Annotated in this window: 18 protein-coding genes; 7 read left to right on the top strand and 11 right to left on the bottom strand. The window is 60.7% G+C overall.

What is annotated here, in order from left to right; translation table 11 throughout:
- The first annotated feature begins 197 nt into the window (after nt 1–197).
- The 5 genes from AC1DF8_RS18575 to AC1DF8_RS18595 all read left to right on the top strand — a co-directional run bounded on the left by AC1DF8_RS18575 (nt 198) and on the right by AC1DF8_RS18595 (nt 3,943).
- Nucleotides 198–740: an iron transporter gene (locus tag AC1DF8_RS18575; RefSeq protein ID WP_478154403.1), complete on the top strand. Its 543-nt coding sequence runs from the start codon at nt 198–200 to the stop codon at nt 738–740.
- A complete protein-coding gene (locus AC1DF8_RS18580) occupies nt 740–1,087 on the top strand; it encodes a cupredoxin domain-containing protein (protein ID WP_113204049.1) in 348 nt (115 codons plus the stop codon). The genes AC1DF8_RS18575 and AC1DF8_RS18580 overlap by 1 nt, the downstream gene beginning before the upstream one ends.
- Nucleotides 1,084–1,938, top strand: a complete 855-nt coding sequence (locus AC1DF8_RS18585; protein ID WP_478154404.1) for an FTR1 family iron permease — start codon at nt 1,084–1,086, stop codon at nt 1,936–1,938. The genes AC1DF8_RS18580 and AC1DF8_RS18585 overlap by 4 nt, the downstream gene beginning before the upstream one ends.
- Nucleotides 1,935–3,314, top strand: a complete 1,380-nt coding sequence (locus AC1DF8_RS18590; protein ID WP_478154405.1) for a 4Fe-4S binding protein — start codon at nt 1,935–1,937, stop codon at nt 3,312–3,314. The genes AC1DF8_RS18585 and AC1DF8_RS18590 overlap by 4 nt, the downstream gene beginning before the upstream one ends.
- Nucleotides 3,315–3,655: 341 nt before the next feature.
- On the top strand, nt 3,656–3,943 hold the full coding sequence (locus tag AC1DF8_RS18595) for a hypothetical protein (RefSeq protein WP_112546998.1): 288 nt from the start codon (nt 3,656–3,658) through the stop codon (nt 3,941–3,943).
- 66 nt (nt 3,944–4,009) lie between these two features.
- Here the strand turns inward: AC1DF8_RS18595 and AC1DF8_RS18600 are convergent, their stop codons facing one another.
- From AC1DF8_RS18600 to nirK, 3 genes are all read right to left on the bottom strand, one after another.
- Nucleotides 4,010–4,705, bottom strand: coding sequence for a Crp/Fnr family transcriptional regulator (locus tag AC1DF8_RS18600; protein ID WP_113147676.1), 696 nt, complete (start codon nt 4,703–4,705; stop codon nt 4,010–4,012).
- Complete coding sequence (locus AC1DF8_RS18605) at nt 4,695–5,657, bottom strand: SUMF1/EgtB/PvdO family nonheme iron enzyme (protein WP_478154406.1); 963 nt, start codon at nt 5,655–5,657, stop codon at nt 4,695–4,697. Before AC1DF8_RS18605 ends, AC1DF8_RS18600 begins: the two co-directional genes overlap by 11 nt.
- An 82-nt stretch (nt 5,658–5,739) precedes the next feature.
- Nucleotides 5,740–6,888: a copper-containing nitrite reductase gene (gene nirK, locus AC1DF8_RS18610; protein WP_112971447.1), complete on the bottom strand. Its 1,149-nt coding sequence runs from the start codon at nt 6,886–6,888 to the stop codon at nt 5,740–5,742.
- Nucleotides 6,889–7,088: 200 nt separating this feature from the next.
- On the opposite strand from nirK, the gene AC1DF8_RS18615 reads away from it, so the two are divergent.
- On the top strand, nt 7,089–8,306 hold the full coding sequence (locus tag AC1DF8_RS18615) for an NnrS family protein (RefSeq protein WP_478154407.1): 1,218 nt from the start codon (nt 7,089–7,091) through the stop codon (nt 8,304–8,306).
- 42 nt (nt 8,307–8,348) lie between these two features.
- Here AC1DF8_RS18615 and AC1DF8_RS18620 read toward each other — a convergent pair whose 3' ends face one another.
- The 5 genes from AC1DF8_RS18620 to AC1DF8_RS18640 form a co-directional block, all read right to left on the bottom strand.
- Complete coding sequence (locus tag AC1DF8_RS18620; protein WP_478154408.1) at nt 8,349–8,651, bottom strand: DUF6522 family protein; 303 nt, start codon at nt 8,649–8,651, stop codon at nt 8,349–8,351.
- A gap of 106 nt (nt 8,652–8,757) precedes the next feature.
- On the bottom strand, nt 8,758–9,063 hold the full coding sequence (locus AC1DF8_RS18625) for a metal-sulfur cluster assembly factor (RefSeq protein ID WP_478154409.1): 306 nt from the start codon (nt 9,061–9,063) through the stop codon (nt 8,758–8,760).
- Complete coding sequence (locus AC1DF8_RS18630; RefSeq protein ID WP_478154410.1) at nt 9,050–9,577, bottom strand: DUF2249 domain-containing protein; 528 nt, start codon at nt 9,575–9,577, stop codon at nt 9,050–9,052. Before AC1DF8_RS18630 ends, AC1DF8_RS18625 begins: the two co-directional genes overlap by 14 nt.
- The gene (locus AC1DF8_RS18635; protein WP_478154411.1) at nt 9,561–10,934 is read right to left on the bottom strand and encodes a hypothetical protein; all 1,374 of its coding nucleotides are present in this window, start codon (nt 10,932–10,934) and stop codon (nt 9,561–9,563) included. Before AC1DF8_RS18635 ends, AC1DF8_RS18630 begins: the two co-directional genes overlap by 17 nt.
- A 15-nt stretch (nt 10,935–10,949) precedes the next feature.
- Entirely contained in the window at nt 10,950–11,234 is a 285-nt protein-coding gene (locus AC1DF8_RS18640; RefSeq protein WP_112546989.1) for a DUF2249 domain-containing protein, read from the bottom strand.
- A 259-nt stretch (nt 11,235–11,493) separates the two neighbouring features.
- Between AC1DF8_RS18640 and hemN the strand changes: the two genes are divergently transcribed.
- Nucleotides 11,494–12,846 (top strand): oxygen-independent coproporphyrinogen III oxidase, encoded by a 1,353-nt coding sequence (gene hemN / locus AC1DF8_RS18645; RefSeq protein WP_113204086.1) that lies wholly within the window; start codon nt 11,494–11,496, stop codon nt 12,844–12,846.
- 158 nt (nt 12,847–13,004) lie between these two features.
- Here hemN and AC1DF8_RS18650 read toward each other — a convergent pair whose 3' ends face one another.
- From AC1DF8_RS18650 to AC1DF8_RS18660, 3 genes are read right to left on the bottom strand one after another with little or no spacing between them, the layout of a single operon-like run.
- Nucleotides 13,005–14,891 carry a nitric oxide reductase activation protein NorD gene (locus tag AC1DF8_RS18650; protein WP_478154412.1) on the bottom strand — a complete coding sequence of 629 codons (1,887 nt, stop codon included), beginning with the start codon at nt 14,889–14,891 and terminating at the stop codon, nt 13,005–13,007.
- A 7-nt stretch (nt 14,892–14,898) separates the two neighbouring features.
- Entirely contained in the window at nt 14,899–15,711 is an 813-nt protein-coding gene (locus tag AC1DF8_RS18655; RefSeq protein ID WP_113117629.1) for a CbbQ/NirQ/NorQ/GpvN family protein, read from the bottom strand.
- A 27-nt stretch (nt 15,712–15,738) separates the two neighbouring features.
- Nucleotides 15,739–17,079, bottom strand: a complete 1,341-nt coding sequence (locus tag AC1DF8_RS18660) for a cbb3-type cytochrome c oxidase subunit I (protein WP_113117630.1) — start codon at nt 17,077–17,079, stop codon at nt 15,739–15,741.
- Nucleotides 17,080–17,087: the final 8 nt, after the last annotated feature.

Raw genomic sequence — 17,087 nt, forward strand, 5'->3', positions numbered from 1 at the left:
AAGGTGATGTATCGGTCACGGCCCGCCACAACTTTGACCAGGGTCAAGCAATGGGCGACCCGTTGATGAGATTTGGGTCGCGTGCGGCCGGCAAAGGCGTGCCCGACGCTAAACCGCGCATCTTTGCGCCAGCGCAAAGAGCAGGGCGATCGCGCTGTTAAACGTGACGATAATACTCATCTTTAGGGATTGCCATCATGCTCCGCGCTGCCAGCCTATTCGCCGCTCCTCTCGTTCTCATCGCAATGCCGCTTGCCCTGAAGGCTGCCGAATATCCGATCGGCTCACCTCAGATCGCAGCGGGCATGGAAGTCGCAGCGGTCTACCTGCAGCCGATCGAGATGGATCCGCCCGGCATGATGCGTGCTGCAGCGGAGTCCGACATTCATCTGGAGGCGGACATCCACGCGACTGCCGAAAATGCAAATGGCTTTGCGGAAGGCGACTGGCTTCCCAACCTGCATGTGGAATACACGGTCACGAACCTCGACAATGGTGAGGAGCAAGTCGGATCGCTGGAGCCCATGGTCGCGAGCGACGGGCCGCATTACGGCGACAACGTCAAGCTGTCGGGACCCGGCCGCTATCAGCTGGAGCTCAACGTTCATCCGGGCGGTCACGGCGAGATGTCTTTCGGACGCCACGTCGACAAGGAGACAGGCGTTGCTCCCTGGCCCGGCGCTTTTGCGCTGAAATTCGACTTCGTTTTCGCCGGCATTGGCAAGAAGGGCGGTTATTGATGCGCGCCATCGGCTGGTTGATGCGGCTGCTGGCTGCAGCCGCGCTGATGGCACCTTGTCAGACCGCCTTCGCCGAAGAGGAAGATCCGGTTTTCGAGGTTCATTTCAGCAATGGCGTCGTCTCACCATCGGTCATCGAGGTGCCTGCGAACACCCGTTTCAAGCTCGAACTCCACAATGACGGTTCGACCCCGATCGAGTTCGAGAGCATTCCGCTGCGCAAAGAGAAGGTTCTCGCACCCGGTGCATCGAGTTTCCTCGTGTTCCGCTCATTGCGCGAAGGGAACTATGCCTTCTTCGATGATTTCCATCTCGACATGCCTCCTGCAGCGCTGGTCGCCCGATGAGCGCGGATCTCACTCTGCAAACATTCGAGATCGCTTCGGTGGTCTGGCGGGAAAGCTTCGAAGCCTTGCTGGTTGTGGGGATACTGTTGACGTGGTCCGCGAGGGCGGCGCCGGCAACACGTGGACGGGCAACCAGTTGGATCCTTGCCGGCGCTGGCGCCGGCCTCGCGCTCGCCCTGATGCTGGCGCTGATCGTGAGTAGGGCAAGCGATATCCTCGAAGGGGATGGCGAGGATATCCTGCAGATGATCATGGCAGCATTCGCCGCTGTCCTCATGCTCAGAATGGTATTCTGGATGCGCGCGATGGAACGTGGCCAGACCGGAGATCTCGCAAACAGGGCCGTCCGGCACGTAAAGACCGGTAACTGGCTCGGACTTGCGACGCTGGCAGCGCTTGCGGTGGCCCGGGAGGGCGCGGAGACGGTTGTCTTCCTGTTCGGACTGATGGCTTCGTCGCAAAGCTGGCAGGCCGGTTTCGTCGTCGCCGCGGGCCTGTCCGGCTTCGTGCTTGCTGCGATCAGCTTCTGGGCGTTTAACGCCGGGTCTAAATTGATCTCCAGGACGGTGCTTTCACGCGTCAGCGAGGTGCTGCTCCTGATCCTCGGAAGCGGGCTGACCATGCTTGTCGTCGACAAGGTGATTTCGCTTGGAATTCTTTCGCCGATGACGGAGCCACTGTGGGATTCAAGCCGGTTGCTCAATGATGGCAGCGGCTTCGGCGCCTTTATCGCCGGTCTGGCGGGCTATCGCGCCCGGCCGGAGCTTCTTCCTCTTCTCAGCCTCGGCTTCTACTGGATGATCGCGTCTCTGGCCTATGCGCCTCCTCTGACCGGCAAGGCGCCTGCATGACGTCTTCTCTTCGCGCCGCACCGGCACTTGTTGCCAGGTTCGGTGATGTCCTTCTCCACCATCAGGCGGCTATCCGGCGTCTTCAATGGGTAATGGTGGCAATCTATGCGGTGCTTCTGACGGTTCCGCTCCTGCTGCCGCTTCCCACGCACACCGATTATGTGTGGAGCAATGCCGTGCGCTTCGCACAGTTTGTCTTCTGGGGTGTCTGGTGGCCGTTCATCATCCTTGCCACCGCGTTGGTGGGCCGCTTCTGGTGCGGGATCCTGTGCCCGGAAGGTGCGCTTTCGGAATTTGCCAGCCAGCGCGGCGCCGGGCGGGCAATTCCGGGATGGATGAAATGGTCCGGCTGGCCGGTCGTGTCCTTCGTCTCGACTACGGTCTATGGGCAGCTGACAAGCATCTACCAGTATCCGAGGCCCGCCGCACTGCTGCTTGGCGGCTCGACCTTCGCAGCCATTGTCATCGGTGCGCGCTATGGAAAGGCAAAAAGGGTCTGGTGCCGGTTTCTGTGCCCGGTCAACGGCGTATTCGGGACCGTTTCGAAAATCGCGCCTTTGCATTTCCGTGTTGACCCCGACAGCTGGCGCATCGGGCAGCAGGGACGATCGAACGCCGTCAATTGCGCGCCGCTCATCCCCATCAAGACCATGCAGGGCGCCAGCGCTTGCCACATGTGCGGCCGGTGCTCCGGTTATCGCGGAGCGATCCGGCTTTGCTGGCGCAATCCGGCGAGCGACATCGTCCACGGGTCGGGCCGGCTTGCGACCATGTGGGAGACAATTCTGATCGTGCCGGTTCTGCTCGGGTTGGTTCCAGCCGCCTTGCATTGGTCCGATAGCGGCCTCTTCCAGGTGATCCGCCTGTGGCTGGTGGAGCGATGCCTCAATCTGCATCTGGCCTGGCCGCTTTCGCAGCGTTTGCCTTGGTGGATGCTGACCGACTATCCCCTGGCGAATGACGTCATGTCACCGGTGGATGCCTTGACGCTCCTGATCCTTCTGTCGGTTTCGATCGCCGCGGTCACGCTGATGTTCGGCATTCCCGTTGTGGTATGCGCAAGAATCCTTCGGGTGAGGGGGCGTTTTCCTCACCATATTGTCCAGGCGCTCATTCCGCTTGCTGCGGCCTGTCTCTTCAGCGGGCTGCTTTCGCTGACCGTCTCGCAGTTGCGCTCCGACGGCGTCGTCATACCCTATTCGGATCAGTTTCGCGGCGGTATTGTTCTTGCTGCGGCCGCCTGGTCCGCAGCCTTGGTCTTCCGGATCGGTGTCTTTTACGACACGCGTCTTGCCAACAGAGTGTTGGCGACACTGATCATGGCCGTTCCGATTACGTCTTTCTCGATCGCCTGGATTGCAGCCTTCCTGAGGTGACGTGCTGTACCGGTCACGATGGCAGACCTGGAGTGTGCAAGCTGCGCGAGGCAAAACCGGCGGGCCTGACCGTGTCGGATATCTTGTCAGGCGGGCTCTTGGTGAGGTCAACGTGGCGAGCCGGACGACGGCGTCGGCGTCTTTTGATTTCGACGATGAAGGGCTTTTGCGATGTAGGCACCGGCATTCCTTTCCTTATGTCCGAAACGCGACCACTCGCCGCGAACCATCGGCTGAGTTTTACGGTGTTCGGCCTTCTTTCTCTTTGATGGACATCAAAGACGTCGAAACACCAGCCGCTATGCTCTGGTCCATCGTGGACGAAAGAGGAGGAAGCCTGGATGTTGCCGAGGTTCATCACTGCATTTCTGAAATCTTCCGGAGAAACAGGTGTCGTGCTGATGGAGCACGAGGGCGCACAGCGCGTGGTCATCATCGATCGCGATGCCTTGCGGGAGATCAGCAATCCGCCGCGCGCCGATGAGACAAGACTGCAGGAGCATGTCGGAACGATATGCGAAATCGCCGCCTCCAAGATGCGCCTGCAGCCGCACTCGTCATTTTCCCGGATAAGGGTATCGAAGGACGATATCGAGGCGTGGAAGGCGTCGCACGACACCTTCCACTAGGGCAAGCCAAGCCACGACGGGACCGGGCTCGGTTCAAATCCTTCCGGGCAGTGTGCCGCGTGGCCGTTAGTCGTCTTCGCCTTCAGCAAGTCTTAGAAGACGCTGCGGATCGGTGACCGTCAGCTTCTGCCTGCCACCCTCGACGATGCCCTTGCCTTCCCAGGCACTCAGGATTCGCGACACTGTATGCAGCGTCGTGCCCGTCATTTCAGCAATATCCTGCCGCGAAATCGGGAAATCGATTTTGATCGCCGTTCCGACCGGCTTGCCGGCTTGTTTGGACAGGCGCAGCACGGCATGGGCAACCCGCTTTTCCACTTCTTCGGTCGACATCTCGCGGATGCGTGTGTGCGCCTCCTCAAGCCGCTGGCCGATCGTCTGCATCGCAGTCATTGCCAGGCGAGGGTTCTGCTCGACGAACCGCGACCACATGTCGGTCGGCCATCCGAGGATGAGACTTTCGGCCGCGGCAGTGGCGGTGCCCGGATAGTCCTGTCGGCGCAATGCCATGGCGAAGCCGAACAGGTCGCCCGGATGCACCATCCTGACGATGATCTGCTGGCCGTCATGCGTGACCTGCGTGACCTTGAGCCTGCCGTGCAACAGCAGGAAGAACGATTTTGCGGGTGCTCCCTGCTCGAATACCGCATCGCCCTGGGCGATACGGCGCGGTGTGGCATGCTCGAGCATGGCGTCGAGATCGGCATCCGTCATGCGCTCGAAAAGCGGCAGTGACTTCAAAACTATACGGTCAACTTTCATCGTCGCCCCGCTGAACTCCTCTGAAAATGGCGCCGCCGATCATATCGGTCATGGCGCTGCGGGTGAAGTCTTCGATACTCTCAAGGAGGCCTGGTCGGCGGACGAGCCGGAAACCGAGATTGTCCGGCGGGCTGCCGACCGAGCATCCGCCGCCTTTGGGATTTCTCACAAAGGTGCTCATCGGAGCGCGGTGCCTGCCGGCGGCGATCATGATGCCGCAGTTTGCCGGATCAGGCTGGTCGACAATGGCTTGCTTGTCGAGGTCGATGCGCCTGTTGCAGGTCGAGGTCCATTCCCAGATGTTCCCGCCGAAATCGGCAAGGCCGGTCTGGCTCACGCCGAACGATCCTCTTGGCTGTGGAGCCGGGTCGCTCGAAGCGGTGCGCCGTGCCTCGCGTTCATAGTCTGCAAGCCAGCGCAACGCAGGGTTTTTGCTGTCCGCCTCGATGCCGAGTGCATCGTCGGGATAACGATCGGCGGCAGCATAGGCGAGATCGAAGTCGGTCGGAAGTTGCCAATGTTCGCCCGTCTTCTGCGACAGCCAGCTCGCATAGCGCAGCGCATCCTCGTAACTGACACCGGTGACCGGCGTGTCGTTGCCGGCGGTCGCGCTTCGTCCCTCCGGCTCAGGGCAGGCGCCGTCGGCCACGCAACGGTCATATTCGGAAAGGCTCGTCTGATATCTCGTGATCGTCAGAGGCATCCGGACACGGACCTTATGCTTCGGCGCGTCGACAGCCAGGCCGCTGCGGAAATACTCGGTTGCGTCGCGGTACTGGAATTCGTGGGGTACAATTGTGACCACCTCGGGAGCAGCAAATGCAGCGTCGCGCCGCCCGATGTTCACGAGCCCCGCCTCAACCGCAAGCGTTGCGGAAAGGACCGCAAGAAGCACAAGTGGAAGTGCGATTGAAATGCCGGAAACTCCTGCAGTCTCGGCGTGCGGTGTCATGTCCTTTTCGCAACATGCGCCCCCTTTTTAGAGAAAACAAACTGTGCAGGCCGCCCTCACGGCCTGCACAGTCCCATCAAGGTCAGCTGGCCGACGGCGACTTCACCGAAGTCATCAGATCGTCGTTCCAGTCCCCGGTGACCTTGAAGTGGGCAGCCGCACCGAGTTCGAATGCCTCGATGAGGTTGTGGTTGACATAGGCGTAGATGCCCGGCTGCGCGAAGGTGTAGAGCGCAGCACCCGCCGTGCCGCCCGGGATGAACCAGGTCTCCTGGTCCACGTCGGGCACGTTCGCAAATTTGCCGGTCGCCCAGACATATTCGCCATGGCCGCCGATGAGATGCGGCCGCGTATCGCGATTGGCCTGCGAATGGACGATGAGCACGGTCTCACCGACCTTGGCGGTCATGGCATTGTCGCCCGTCAGCGCGCCGACGGCGCCGTTGAAAACGATATGGGTGGGGGTCAGCGTCTTCATGACGGCAAGCGTATCCTCGTAGGCCTCGCCGGGACTGTCATATTTCTTGAATTTGCCGTCCTCATCGCGCGGGATGTAGAAGTCCTGCTCGCCGACATAGTAGATCTTGTCGTAGACGAGGGGTTTTCCGTGACCGTCGGTGAGACCTTCACGTGGAAGAACCATGATTGCGCCGTTCATCCCCGACGTGACATGCCAGGGTACCATGCCGGGAGGCGCGCAGTGGTAGACGAAGACGCCTGCCTTCGTCGCCTTGAAGCGCAGGACGGTGCTTTCGCCGGGGCCGACGACCGTCAATGCGCCGCCGCCAAGCCCGCCGGTTGCGGCGTGGAAGTCGATATTGTGCTGCATCGTGTTCGTTTCAGGATTGATCAGCGTCAGTTCCACATAATCGTCCTGGTGCACGACCATCATCGGACCAGGCACCGAACCGTCGAACGTCATCGCGTTCACCTCGGTCCCGTCCTTGTCGAGCACCATCTTCTTTTCCTGGATGGTCAGCGTGAATTCCTTGATCTTCGCCCCACCCTCGGCTTTCTGGCTGTGGGGGTGGACGAAGGGCGGTTTGACCAATTCGACCTTCTCGCGCTGAAGCTTGGTGAAGTCGACGGTCGGCGCCTTCTTGGGCGTGTTCGCTGCCACCACCTCGTCGGCATGGGCAGCGTTATTCGCGATGATGATGGGCGTCAGCGCTCCTGCGACAGCAGCGCCCGCAAGCATCGTGCGACGGGTCATTTGCAGAGTATTCGTCATTTCTAATCTCCCGTAGTCGAAGAGCGAGCGAATGCCGCCCGGTCGAGAAGGAAGGTAGTAGAAACTCCGCTGGACTCTTTGATTTGGAGCAAACTGACTGTTTGTGTCAGCGCAAAGTTCTGCTGCCGCTATTTGCGTAATCTCAACGACTACCCCAAGAAACTTTTGCATTGCTGTGTCGTCAATTTGGAGACACGGAAATGAAAAACACTTCGGATGCCACGCGAGATCTTCCGCGCGGCATGTCGCGAACCGGACCGGTGCTCTTCTCCTACGGCTTCCGGCCCTTCTTTCTGGCATCGGCGCTTTGGGCCATCGCAAGCATAGCCCTATGGATGGCCTATCTCAGCTTCGGCGTTCCCGTCGCATCGGACTATGGGACATTGTACTGGCATGCGCATGAGATGCTGTTCGGTTTCGCGCCAGCCGTTCTGGCCGGCTTCCTGCTGACAGCGATCCCGAACTGGACCGGACGGCTGCCGATCGCGGGCAGGCCACTGGCGGTGCTGTTTGCGATCTGGTGCGCCGGCCGTATCACCATGCTGCTCAGCGGCTCGATCGGGATCGTGCCGGCCGCCGCCGTCGACAGCCTGTTCCTGCCGGTGATGCTCCCCATCTGCGCGAGAGAGGTTGTGGCTGGAAAAAAATGGAAGGATTTGAAGGTCATCGCCGGGCTTTTCGTCCTTTCGCTCGCAAATGTGCTTTTCCACATCGAGGTCATCGCCGGCGCAGGTCCGGAACTGGCCATACGTTTCGGGATCGGTGCCTACGTGCTGCTCGTGACGATTGTCGGGGGCCGAATCCTGCCGAGTTTCACCCGCAACTGGATCAATCAGTTCGGTCGTACGGACTTTCCGGTGCCGTATAACAGTTTCGATGCGGCAACCATCATCATCGGTGCTGTCGCGTTTGTCCTGTGGGCGTGCGCGCCGGATTCGACGGCAGCGTGCGGGACGGCGGGTGTCGCGGCGGTCCTCAACATGATCAGGTTTGTTCGCTGGCGCGGCTGGACCACCTGGCGGGAACCCATCCTGTTCGTCCTGCACGCCACGTTCCTGTTCGTACCGTTCGGTTTTGCCGCCATTTCGCTTCAAGCCGCAGGGTGGCTGCCCGAAGTGGCCGTGCTGCATGTCTTCGCGATCGGTACGATTTCGATGATGATGCTCGCAGTGATGACGCGGGCAACACGCGGTCATACCGGGCGGAAACTGAAATCGAGCCGGATGACCAATATTTCCTATGTCCTGCTTGGCTGTGTTGCCCTCGTTCGGCCGCTTGCCGAACTCATCCCGGCGCTGAGCACCGAGATCCTTGCGGTCGCCGCGATCGGCTGGACGGCGGCTTTCGGATTGTTCGTGGTGGAACATGCGCCGCTCCTATGGTCGGGGCGCAAGCCTCTGACGATGAGGGGAGGGTGACATTGCCGGCATCGAAAAGGCCGCACGAGCGGCCTTTTTCGTTCAGCTGCGCTCGCCTCCCGGCACCATGCCCGAAAACTGCATTTCTTCGCTGAGCACACAGCCGTCCTCGTTGACGATCGCAATCCAGACCCGATTGCCGATACGGACGGAAAGACGCCGCTTGCCGGCGTCGTCACCGGCGCCGATCTCCACTCTCGAGCGGACAAAACCCCGGCGCAGATGATCCAGCAGGAGGTCGGGCGTAAGGCCGAAGCGCCCTGCGAGCACGGCAGCCTCGACAATGGGGCTACCATCTGTCTGCAATCCAAATAGGCTCGTCCTATCCGCAAAGTCTTCGCTCATGGCCTTTCCAATCAAATGGGAGGGCAGACCGACTGTCCCGATTCGATGTATAATTTTGCTCGTCGGGCGATCGGTCCGCCATAGGAAAAAACGTGACTGCAAAGCCTCAGGTCTTCTGCAGGCCGAAGAGCGATACCATGTCCGGCGACCAGGCCGGTTCGTAGACAAGGTCGACGACGGCTCGGTTTACGCCGGCAATATCCTCGGTGCGCTGGCGCGCCGCGTCGGCGATATAGCCGGACGCAGGACAGAAGCGGGTGGTCGTCGTCATCTTGATCTTCACGACCGCAGGCTCGGTGACATCGATTTCGTAGATGAGGCCGAGATCGACGATGCTCGTTCCCATTTCGGGGTCTTCTATCTCGCGCAGCGCATTGCGCACGTCCTGTTCCGTCACCTCAGGCACCAGCATCGTTCTGGCCTCCCGTGGTCGTCCTGATCATGATCCGGTAGGTCTTGCCGGACGAATCGAAGTTGCCGATCCATTCGTGCCCCCGTGCTTTCAATTCGTTGAAGAGGAAGACGGGTTCCCGGTTGAGAAGAGCAAACAGGACCTCGCCGTCTTCCATTGTCTCCAGCCGGGACAGAATGCGCTCCATCGGCTCGGGCGGCGCGAGATCGGTCAGGTCGAGGTTCCAGACTGGCTCGGGCCAGACCGCTTCCGTCGCGGCGATAGCGGGTTCCGATCGCTGAATGGGCTTGTTCGGGACGAAATCGATTTCCCAGTCATCGTCTGCCAGACGCTTTGCGACATGTGAATAGCCGCGCTTTTCGAGCTGGCGGATCAAAGGGACGGGCTCGAATATTGCGCGCAGCTTCAGACCCTCTTCGGGATCGAGGCCGGCGAACGTGTCCATGATGAGCTGGAATGGCATGCCGCCATCGCGCAGGATCTGTCGGACGTCGAGTTCACGGAACTGAACCATTGGCGTTACCTCTGTGGTTTGCGGCGACGAACAGCGCCGGTTTGTGAAAGGGTGCGGTCTTGATCTGGGGTTCTACATTCGCGAGCGCGCGGGCGAGCACCAGCTCGACGATAAGAGCGAGCGTCGAGGCGGTTTGAACGATCGCGAACACACGAAAACCCAAGTCCCATCCAGCGCAGAGCGCGGCCGCGGCGCCGACTACCGAAACGTAGAAGATGCCAAGCCAGACGCCGGCGCGGCGCCCGTTGATCAGTTCGCCGAGCTTCGGCGTCGGTCTGCGGCCAAGAAGCGGACCGAAGGCTTCGATCCAGGTCAGGAATGGAACGATCTTCAGGAGCTGGGCGAGACCGAAGCCGGTGAGCCAGCCGAACACGAAAAGATAGACGATCGCCGATACGATACGCGTCTCGGCATCGAGGAAAAGGGACAACGCAAGAAGGGAGACGGAGAGGCCGAGCATCGCGAAGGCCGGCAGCGATCCCAGCGTATTCAGCTCGAGCGTGGGGCGGCGCCTGGCGCGATATGTTCCGTAAATTTCGAAGAGATAGGCGGCTACGATCAGCCCAAACAGCACCGCGGCCGACAGGAAAACGGCGCGCGCAAAATCGGGTTCGACGATGGCGGCGATCGCGGCCACCGACAGGAGCAGAACCGCCAGCATGCTCGACCGGCGAACGAACTGGACCCTGCGCATATCGTCGGACAGCAGGAACATCGGAAGCAGCTTATAACTGACGCCGATCGCCGCAAGGGTCATCCATCCGCCGAGGCCGAAACTCGCATGGTAAGCCACGGCTTCCATGCCATAGGCAACGATTGCCGGTGTTTCCATCTGACCGGAGATCGTCAGCGCGAAAAGGGCGCCGAAGGCCGTTGTGACGAGTAGGCATCCGATACCAACGAGGACGATAAGGGAGGCGGCATGCACGCGTCTTCCCCGCCAGAGTAAGGCAGACAAGGATAGCGAAACAGCAGCGATGGAGATTGAAATCGCGGCGGACGCTACAATCATCACCGAACCGGCCGCGGAGGAACCGAGGCGGATCAAATAAAATCCCAGCATGAGAAGTGCCGGACCGACGACCATGCCGGCGAAAACGATTGGATCGAAGCGGCTGGCCGGTCTGTCATTGCCTGTCAGGACCGGCGCGAACTGAAGCAACGATCCGATCATCAGAAGCAAAAGCCATCCGAGTGTCACGGCGTGCACGATGGCAAGCGCTCCAGGCTCGGCGATACCAAGGGAAGGCGTCCAGACGCCTGCTGCCAGCAGGCACTCCGCCAGCAGCAGGTAAGACAGCGCCGCGCCGAAATACGACATCGTCCACCGCGACAGGGTCGTGCCTACTGGCATCATGGCGCGTCTCCGGCGCTAGTGGCTGCCGCAGCAGCAGTCGCAACCCGCATCGAGGCGGGTGATCTCCACGCGCCAGACATCCGGCCCCTGTTCCAGATATTCCCAGGCGAATTTTCCGGGAAGGGCAGTGTCGAGCTGGTACTGCAGCGGACGAGGTTCGTGGTCGCTGGTAATGTGGAGGCTCTGGCCCGGTGTCAGCGAGTTCAGCGTGCCGAAGATCCGGGGATGGCGTTCGACGGGTGGCAGGATCCGGACGTCGATATGCGCAATCGCGGTCTGCGTGGCTGGCGCATCTGTCATTATGGCTGTTTCCTTCTGCCGCGGGATAACTGATGACCGGACCGCGACGCATCCTGTGTCGAGGCGGAAGATAGCCGGGTGCGGGTCAGGCGACTTTGACAGTGAGCAAACAGCCGGGCGATTGTTGGTTGTCCTCGACGCTGGCCACCGCCGAACTTGCTATTGTCAACTATACACGGGTCGTTGTTGATCCAGGACAAGGAAGCCTGCCCCTTCGTCGGCCTATGAAAATCATGATTGTCTCATGAAGGAAGCCGAAATGTCCGATGCCCTGGTCGCCAAATATGGCGAGGCCCGCCTGCCGCGTTACACCAGCTATCCGACCGCGCCTGCGTTTTCGCCAGCCGTCGGGCCGGAGCAATATGCGCAGGGTCTCGCAGAGGTCGCAGCTGCCGGACCTGTCTCCGTCTATCTGCACGTTCCCTTCTGTCGCTCCATGTGCTGGTATTGCGGCTGCCACACGACGATCACGCGCCAGGATGCGCCCGTGCTGGAATATCTCGACGTCCTGAGCCAGGAGATCGAACTCGTATCGCAGGCAGCTCGAAACGAGGTTCCGGTCAAGAACGTTCATTTCGGTGGCGGCACGCCGACGATCATGAAGCCCGACGAATTTACAAGCCTGATGGACAAGCTCAAGAGCGCATTCCAGTTTACGAGCGACTGCAGCGTTGCGGTGGAGATCGATCCGCGGACGCTATCGGGTGCAATGATTGCCGCACTCGGCGAGAACGGCGTCGACCGCGCAAGTCTTGGCGTCCAGAGCTTCGACCCGGTGGTCCAAAAGGCGATCAACCGGATACAGAGCTTCGAGCAGACCCAAGCCGCCGTGACGGGGCTACGAGGCTATGGTGTGACGAGCATCAATTTTGATCTCATCTACGGACTTCCGTATCAGACCATCCAATCCTGTATTGAAACGGTGAGGACGGCGGTCGAGCTGCGACCGGAGCGTTTCGCCGTTTTCGGATATGCCCATGTGCCGGCCTTCAAGAAGCATCAGCGGCTGATCGACGAAGCCGCGCTGCCCGATGCAACGCAACGCAACGAGCAGGCCGAGGCGATTGCCAGGGAGCTGGAGAGCGCCGGATATGTTCGTGTCGGCCTCGACCATTTCGCGTTGCCCGACGATCAGCTCGCCGTCGCCTCTCTTTCGGGAAGCTTGCGGCGGAACTTCCAGGGCTACACGACCGATGAATGTGAAACCTTGATCGGGCTCGGCGCTTCGGCGATCGGCCGGCTGCCTGATGGCTACGTCCAGAACCATGTCGCTCTTGGTCGCTATGCCGAGCGGATCGCTTCCGGAATCCTCGCGACGGCCAAGGGCTATGGGCTGACCGACGAGGACAAATTTCGCGCCAGGGTGATCGAACGGCTGATGTGCGACTTCAAGGTCGATCTCGCAAAGCTTGGTGCGGAGGCCGGCTACGATGCCGGCTTTCTCCTCGAGCGGAACGACCGGCTAGACAGCCTTGCGTCGGATGGTGTGGTGACGATCGAGAATGGCCGCATCACCGTCTCGAAGGAGCATCGCTTCATGGTCCGCGCCGTCGCAGCAGCCTTCGATGCCTATTTCGGGTCGTTCGGCCGGACGCATAGCAAGGCGGCATGACCTCCGGCTGACCGTCGACGCGTTTTGACAAGCGGTAGGGGGCCGATGGCAATATTCCTGCCGTTTACTCCTCACCCCCAATAGAACGAAAAACCAGGCTGGAGACAATTCCGCCTGGTTTTCGATGTGCGAAAGGGGGTGGCTCGGCTTTCGCCTCGCTATGCCGTCAAGTTCCGGTAGATCGCCGGCAGTGCGCTCGGCAATGTCGAGATGTTCGACACGAGGGCAAAGCCGGATCTGCCGAAGATCGCCGGGAGATAGTCGCCGGCGCTGCGGTCGACCGTGACGGCGAAGACCGCCTGTCCTTTCGTGCGTGCCTCCATGACGGCCTTGCGGCTGTCTTCGAGGGCAAAGCGACCCTCGTAGTGATCGACGTCGTTGGGTTTGCCGTCCGTCAGAATAAGCAGCAGCTTCTTTCTTGCGCCGTCGCTCTCCAGCTGCCTGGATATATGCCGGATGGCCGCTCCCATGCGCGTGTAGTAACCGGGTCTGAGGCTTGCGATGCGGCTGGCGGTCCTGGCTGAGAATGTCTCTTCGAAATCCTTGATAGTCTCGACGCGAACCCAGTCGCGCCGACGCGACGTGAAAGTCTTGATGGCAAAGCGGTCGCCGCAGGATTGCAGGCCGCGGGCAAGGACGTCGAGCGCCTGCATTTCGACGTCGAGAACCCTGCGATTGTCGACCCAGGAGTCCGTCGACAAGGAGACATCGACAAGGATCGAGGTCGCAAGTTCGTGACTGGCGGGGCGGACACATCCGTAGATGCGATCATCCGGCTGGCCGGTGGCGATGAAGTCGATGCGGGAGCGGATGGCCGCTTCGAGATCGATCTGATCTCCGTCCAGTTGTGCCCTTCGCAGTTCCCGCTTCGGGCGCAGCGTCTCGAACTGGCGCCTGACCTTGCGCACGAGTGCGGCGTCGCTGACGATTGCCTGATCTGTCTTGTCGGAGGGTGAGCCGATCACCACGCGGCAGTGGTCGGCAAGGTATTGGCTCTTCCGGAAATCCCATTCCGGATAGGTGAATTCGCCGTCTATCGTCGCCGGGTCGGCGGCTTCCGGGGAGAGGTCCAGGTCGAAGTGAAATTTGGACTTCGGCCGTTCGCGCGTTTCGCTGAGTGCGATCTCCTCAAGTTCATCGGCCGCCGCCGGATCGTTCTCCTCGCTGTCATCGCTTGGGCGATCGACGTTGACCATTTCCGCCATGGCGAGGATTTTCTCGAAGCGGTTCAATATGAAGGGATCGCGCTTGCGATCGTCGGCGTCGCGTTTGCGTGTTGCCTCATGCGATGGCCGCGCCTGTTGGTCGTTACCCGCCTGATCCGACGGAAGGTCATCGCGCTCTGACGAGTTCGTCTCACTGCGGCCCCTGAAATCCGGCCAGATCGGCAAAGGCAGCATAGGCAGATAGCCGGCAGGGGCGGCGGTTACCTTTGGGCGGACGGCGTCGGGAAGGGAATGATGCAAGGGAACGGTGAGTGCCAGTTGCGCGAATTCCTCGATCCACCGTTCGGCCTGAGGAAGCGTTCCGCGCCTGCGGCAGCCAAGCAGCGCCCGGGTGAGCCGCACATAGCGTGCCGCCATTCCTGGGAATCTCTGGATGACCAGCGCGGAATTTTCCCGACCCGTTTCGATCCGCCAGAGATCGGCGAGAGCCGGATCGGCAGGGGACAAAGCGGACGGCGCGGTCGCCACATAGGCGGCCAGCCAGAAGTAAAGATCCCGATTGAGCGAACGGTCGTCGAAAAGGTCGATAGCCGCCGGCAGGTGGATCGCCGTGCCGTCCCAGCTCGGGTGGTCCGATCTCTCCTCGCCGAGGCCGATGACTTGTCTCAGCCGCAGCCTGTGCATCGAGGTTTTCTGCCGTGCCCTCTGGATCTGCAGCGTGGCGTCCCCGCCGAAAGCCCTGAAGCAGACGGCGAGCTGCTGTCTGACCTCGGCAAGGTGAACGGCCGCAGCCGGATGGTGCGGCCATGAACTGGTATCGCCGACCAGCCGATGCCAGGCGCGGCCTACCGTCTCCTCGAGTTCCAGAAATTCCAGCATGTTTCACCTATCCGATCGCGGCCCTGGCGACCTCGACGAGGGCGGCCTTGACGTCCGGCTCGTCTGTCAGCGGCTCGATGATGGCCGCCCGCACGGCGTCGATCGTCGGCAGGCCGGCGTCGATAAGCGAAGCGCAGTAGATCAGCAGGCGGGTCGAAACGCCTTCCTCCAGATCCTGGCCCTTGAGCGCACGCAGACGCCGGGCAAGTTCGACGAGCGGTGCAACCTTGCCCTCGGCAAGGCCGCTTTCCAGAGATACTGTGGTGATTTCCCGCTCGCGCGGCAGGAAATCAAATTCAATCGAGACGAAGCGCTGACGCGTACTGGGCTTCAGCGCTTTCATAAGGTTCTGGTAGCCGGGGTTATAGGAGACGACGACCATGAATCCGGGACCGGCTTCCAGGACTTCGCCGGTTCGCTCCAGCGGAAGGATGCGGCGGTCGTCCGTCAACGGATGGAGAACCACCGTCACGTCCTTGCGCGCCTCGACGATTTCATCGAGGTAGCAGATACCGCCGTCCCGAACGGCCTTGGTCAACGGGCCATCCATCCAGACCGTTTCGCCGCCCTTGAGAAGATATCGGCCGGTGAGGTCGGCGGCCGTGAGGTCGTCGTGGCAGGAGACTGTCGATAAAGGCAGGCCGAGACGGGCGGCCATGTGCTGCACGAAGCGTGTCTTGCCGCAGCCGGTCGGTCCTTTCAGCAGGATCGGGAGCTGTCGTGTCCAGGCGTGTTCGAAGAGTGCGCATTCGTTCCCCTGAGGCGCGTAGTGCGGTATCTCCACATCAGGATTGAGCGGGTGGTTGAAGGCTATTGTCATCTTTGTTCTCCAGGAAAATGGCCCGCCTCATTCGGCGGGCTGAACGACTGGGCTTGCGACGCGCGTCCGTCCGGGAACGAGCACCGACCAGATGAACATCAGAGCGCTGATGAATACGAAGATGCCGGAACCAAGTCGCACCCAGTAGAAGAGGGCGAGCTGATCCTGGACGTCCATGTAGGACTGGCCGAGAACCCGCTGCAGGTGCACCTGGATGATGCCAGCGAATGTGAGCGCGAAGGTCATGACCGACATTGCGGTGCACATGATCCAGAAACTGGCGATCGACAGCCATTGATTATAGGGCGCGCGGCCGCGGATCTGTGGGACGGCATAGGCCATCGCCGCGAGATTGAGCATCACATAGGCGCCGAAGAAGGCCAGATGCCCATGAGCTGCGGTGACCTGCGTGCCATGGGTATAATAGTTGACCGACGACAGCGTGTGCAGGAAACCCCAGACGCCTGCCCCAAAGAAGGCCATGACCGAGCAACCGATCGACCAGAGGAGGGCGGCTTTGTTTTCGTGCTTACGGCCGGCGCGCCAGGTCATGACGAAGGTGAATACGACCATGGTGAAGAAGGGCGCCACTTCGAGCGTCGAGAAAAGCGATCCGATCCACTGCCAGTAGCCAGGGGCGCCGATCCAGTAATAATGGTGGCCGGTGCCGAGGATGCCGGAAAAAAGCGCCAGTCCGATGATGACGTAGAGCCACTTCTCCACCACTTCCCGGTCGATGCCGTTCAGCTTGATCATCAGGAAGGCGAGCACCGACGCCATGATCAGTTCCCAGACGCCCTCGACCCACAGATGGACGACATACCACCAGTACATCTTGTCGAGCGCCAGATTGACGGGGTTGTAGAAGGCGAAGAGGAAGAAGATCGCGACACCCCATAAGCCGAAGAGCAGGATGTTGGTGATTGTCGTCTTTCGTCCCTTGAGCGCGGTCATGGTGACGTTGAAGAGGAACATCAGCGCCACGATCACGATCCCGACCTTGATCGCGAAGGGCTGTTCCAGGAACTCGCGGCCCTCATGAATATGGAAGAGATAGCCGACAACGGCGACTGCCGCCGCAATCAGAAAGATCCAGAACTGCGCGATTGCGATCTTGGTGCTGTAGAGCTCGGTTTCGCATTCCTCCGGCAGCAGGAAATAGGTCGTCCCCATGAAGCCCATAAGCAGCCAGACGATCAGCGCATTGGTGTGGATCATGCGCACGATGTTGAAGGGCAGTTCGACGGATAGCGTATTGGGCAGCACGTAGATGGTGCCGGCGAGCACGCCGAACAGGAGCTGGGCCATGAACAGGCCGAGAGCTCCGTAAAAGTAGAGCATTGCGACGCTCTGGGTCTTGTACTTCATTTCTATAG

It is taken from the genome of Rhizobium sp. 05N49 (assembly GCF_056396805.1).